Raw genomic sequence first — 3,900 nt, forward strand, 5'->3', positions numbered from 1 at the left:
CGATTGCGGTCCGGAGCCTTCGCTCCGGACTGCCCCGTCGTCATCGTCGTTGTCGCCTTCGGCGCCTGCCTTCCGATTCCCTCGGGCTTATCGACGCCCCGCGCACCCCGGGCCGCCACCGTGCCGGACGCCTCAAGAACTCAACGCCCAGGCCCCACCGACCCAGACGCCTCACCGGCGTCAGACACCCAGCATCACCGCGCCACCGGCCGCCAAAAATCCCCCCCTCCCTTGCCCAACAAGCAACCGACCCATCCAAAAAGCCCCCCAGCATTGCCCCATACGCAAAAGAATCCTGATTCAGCAATCAACGTTTCTCTCCTTTGCTTCACGGGTCTTTCACGTTCGATCGCCACCATGTCGCCCAGCGTAAGACCCCCTTCATGAAAAAGAGAAGAGAAGCAATGCAGACATTGAATTGGAGAAGATGGTGCGCCATGTTGCTGGCGACCAGCGCGTTGGCCGGCTGTGGCGGCGGCGATGATGATGACGACGAGGCCCCAGTGGAACCGCCGACCCAGCCCCCCGTGACAACGCCCGGCGAGGCGCGCGTCGACAAAGTGCTGTTCGTCGGCGTTGACGGCCTCACTTACGACGCGCTTCGTCGCGGCGCAGCCGACAACACGCTTCCCAACCTGAGCCAACTGACCGTCACCCGCGCCTGGACCGGCGGCGTCACCGGCACCGTGACCCAACAGCCCACGCTCACCGCACCCGGCTGGGCCACCTTGCTCACCGGGCAATGGGCCGACGTCCACGGCGTGCGCTCCAACGCACAAGGCCAGGGCATGAAAGCCCCCAGCCTCTTCCAGCGCATCAAAACCGCGCAGCCAGAAGCGCGCGCCGCCGGCGCCTTCAACTCGCCGCTGCTGGCCGGCCTCTTAAGCACCGACCGCGACGCCGGCTATGTCCAGACGCTGACCGACTGCGCCGGCCAAGACGACTGCGTCGCCTCCCAGGCCCGCGACCGCATCGCCGAAGGCTACGACGTCGTCGTCGCGCAATTCGCCGCGCCCGAACGCGCCGCCGCCGAAAACGGCTTCGGCACCACCTACGAAGCCGTCATCCGCCAGACCGACGCCGCCCTGGGTGTCCTGACCAAGCAACTGGCCGACCGCCGCGCCGCCCATCCCAACGAAAACTGGCTCATAGTCGTCGCGTCCAGCCACGGCCTCGACAAAACCGGCGGCAGCGACGGCCTGCCGTTCTCCTCAAACAAAACCATCCTCCTAGCCGCCAATCAACCGTCCCTGCTCGGCGGCAGCGCCGATGACGCTTCGTTTGACGGCGTGTGGGACACCAATTGGTACGCGCTGCCCAGCGCCGCCGACGTCGCGCCCACCGTCCTCTCGCACCTGGCTGCATTGCCCCAAGCGGACGCCTACGACATGGCCGGCACCGCGCTCTCCGAACCGCTCGCGCTGCGCCGCGTCGCCGCCCGCACCGCCATGGACAACAAGAGCGTCACCGTCAGCTGGGTGCGCGTCGGCGAACCCGCCGGCGACATCGTCGTCAGCCGCGACGGCAAAGAAGTCGCGCGCCTGCCCGGCACCGCCACCGAGTACGTCGACACCGGCTTCACCTTCGACACCGAAGGCCTGCACGAGCTGGCGTACAGCGTCTCCGCCGGCCGCGCCGTCAGCGCCGCGCGCGCCTCGGTCGTCTACGCCAAACCGGTCCCACTGCTCGCCTCGCTGCGCACCGGCCTGACCATGTTCTTCCCCTTCGAAGGCGACGTGACCGACAAGGCCGCGGGCGGCGGCGCAATCACCCCGTTCGACGGTGCGCAGGCCCCGGCCTACGCCGACCCCGGCGTGTACGGCAAAAGCTTCCGGAACGAACGCGGCACGGCGGCCCTGGGCGCCTTCAAGCTCGACTACCCCGCAGGCCTCATGGACAGCGTCCAGGCCTTCACCATCGGCTTCTGGTATCAGTCCGACGGCACCGCCAACGACCGATCCATCGTAGGCAACAAAGACTACAACTCCGGCGGCAACCCCGGCATCACCATCGCCCAATGGGCCGGTCCCGAGCTGCGCTTCAACGTCGCCGGCGGCGGCAAACGCGCCGACATCAACGGCGTCAAGTTCACGGCCAACAAGCCCGTCTACATCGCCATGACCATCGACAAGACGGCCCGCACGATGACCGCCTACCGCTACGACAGCGAACTGGGTTTCGTGCGCAACGTCACGTCCACCGCCAACCCGGGCGTCGACCTGACCCAGATCGCCGGCATCTTCGGGCCGCATATCGGCCTGAACGAAGACGGCAAGGGCACCTACGGCATCTGCTGCGCCGGCACCAAGGGCCCGTACACCATGATTTTTGACGACCTCGCCTTCTGGTCGCGCGCGTTGACCGAGGAAGAAGTGAAATCCCTCGCCCTGTCCGGCAAGTCCGTCTCCGAACTGTTTCCCTGATGTCCCAAGGATAGATACCCCATGAGCAAGTCCATGATTTTGCGCGGTTTCCTGCGCGCCGGCGCGGTGCTGATGCTGACCGCCACCCTGGCCGCCTGCGGCGGCGGCGACGACGATGACGACGCCGGCACCCCCACCGACCCGGGCACTCCCACCCAGCCCGAGACGCCCGCGCCGCCGCCGCCCGCCAAGCCCGAACTGCGTTGCGCGCCCTGAGCCGCGCTTCTTGTAGACCCATAGGAAAAGCATCCGTGAAGTCCGAAAAAGACACGATCCACGCCGGCAAGCGCCGGTTCCTGCGCAACGCCGCCGCCTCCACTGCCGGGCTGACCGCGCTGTCGATGTTCCCGCCCGCCATCCGCCGCGCGCTGGCCATCCCCGCCAACAACCGCACCGGCACCATCAACGACGTCGAGCACGTGGTCATCCTCATGCAGGAAAACCGCTCGTTCGACATGTACTTCGGCACGTTCAAGGGCGTGCGCGGCTTTGGCGACCGCATCACCATTCCGCTGCCGCAGAACCGCTCCGTCTGGGAACAGACCAACGGCACGCGCGTCGTCATGCCGTATCACCTGGACAGCACCCAGGGCAACGCCCAGCGCGTGGCCGGCACGCCCCACGACTACGTCGACGCCCAGATGGCCTGGGACGGCGGCCGCATGGACCAATGGCCGCGCTACAAGCAGAACCAGTCCATGGGCTACTACCGCGAAAAGGAAGTGGAGTTCCAGTTCGCGCTGGCCGACGCCTTCACCCTGTGCGATGCCTACCACTGTTCGACGCACGGCGGCACCAACACCAACCGCCTGTTCCACTGGACCGGCACCAACGACCCGCTGGCGCAGGGCAATGGCCCGTCCACCCGCAACCAGTGGGACAGCCTGGGCGCCTCGAACATCGGCTGGACCTGGAAGACGTATCCCGAACGCCTGCAGGAAAACGGCGTCACCTGGAAGGTCTACCAGAACCTGCCCGAAAACTTCGGCGACAACCCCCTGGCCGGTTTTCAGCAGTACCGCCGCGCCAACGAACTGGCCGGCAACGGCAGCAACGGTGCGCCGTACCCGGCCTGGACGCCCAGCATGGACGCGGCCAACCCGCTCTACAAGGGCACGGCCAACACCATGCCCGACGGCGGCTTCCTGCAGGCCCTGCGCGATGACGCCCTGAACGGCACGCTGCCGCAGGTCTCCTGGATCGTCGCACCTGCCAATTATTCAGAACACCCCGGCCCGTCCAGCCCCGTGCAGGGCGCCTGGTACATCCAGGAAACGCTGGACGCGCTGACTGCCAATCCGGACGTCTGGAGCAAGACCGTCCTGCTCATCAACTTCGACGAGAACGACGGCTACTTCGACCACGTGCCGCCGCCCGCTGCGCCGTCGCTGAACGCCGACGGCTCGATGGCCGGCGCTTCCACCGTCAACACCGACCTGGAACGCCACACGCACGCGTCCTGGGCGGACGCGTGCGT

Annotated in this window: 3 protein-coding genes; all 3 read left to right on the plus strand. The window is 67.1% G+C overall.

The window, feature by feature from the left end:
* The first annotated feature begins 437 nt into the window (after positions 1 to 437).
* Positions 438 to 2,423 carry an alkaline phosphatase family protein gene (locus tag MHZ91_RS28100; RefSeq protein ID WP_239216580.1) on the plus strand — a complete coding sequence of 662 codons (1,986 nt, stop codon included), beginning with the start codon at positions 438 to 440 and terminating at the stop codon, positions 2,421 to 2,423.
* A gap of 21 nt (positions 2,424 to 2,444) precedes the next feature.
* Positions 2,445 to 2,639, plus strand: a complete 195-nt coding sequence (locus MHZ91_RS28105; protein ID WP_175126126.1) for a hypothetical protein — start codon at positions 2,445 to 2,447, stop codon at positions 2,637 to 2,639.
* Positions 2,640 to 2,674: 35 nt separating this feature from the next.
* Positions 2,675 to 3,900 (plus strand): alkaline phosphatase family protein (locus MHZ91_RS28110; protein ID WP_370647901.1); only part of this gene is annotated, 1,226 nt, incomplete at its 3' end.

The organism is Achromobacter sp. ACRQX, from assembly GCF_022346505.1.
Taxonomy (GTDB): Bacteria; Pseudomonadota; Gammaproteobacteria; order Burkholderiales; family Burkholderiaceae_B; genus Achromobacter; species Achromobacter animicus.

What these genes read in the sequence shown, in the direction of transcription:
- MHZ91_RS28100 (WP_239216580.1), top strand. Translation starts at nt 438, where the DNA reads ATGTTGCTGGCGACCAGCGCGTTGGCCGGCTGTGGCGGCGGCGATGAT.
- MHZ91_RS28105 (WP_175126126.1), top strand. Translation starts at nt 2,445, where the DNA reads ATGAGCAAGTCCATGATTTTGCGCGGTTTCCTGCGCGCCGGCGCGGTG.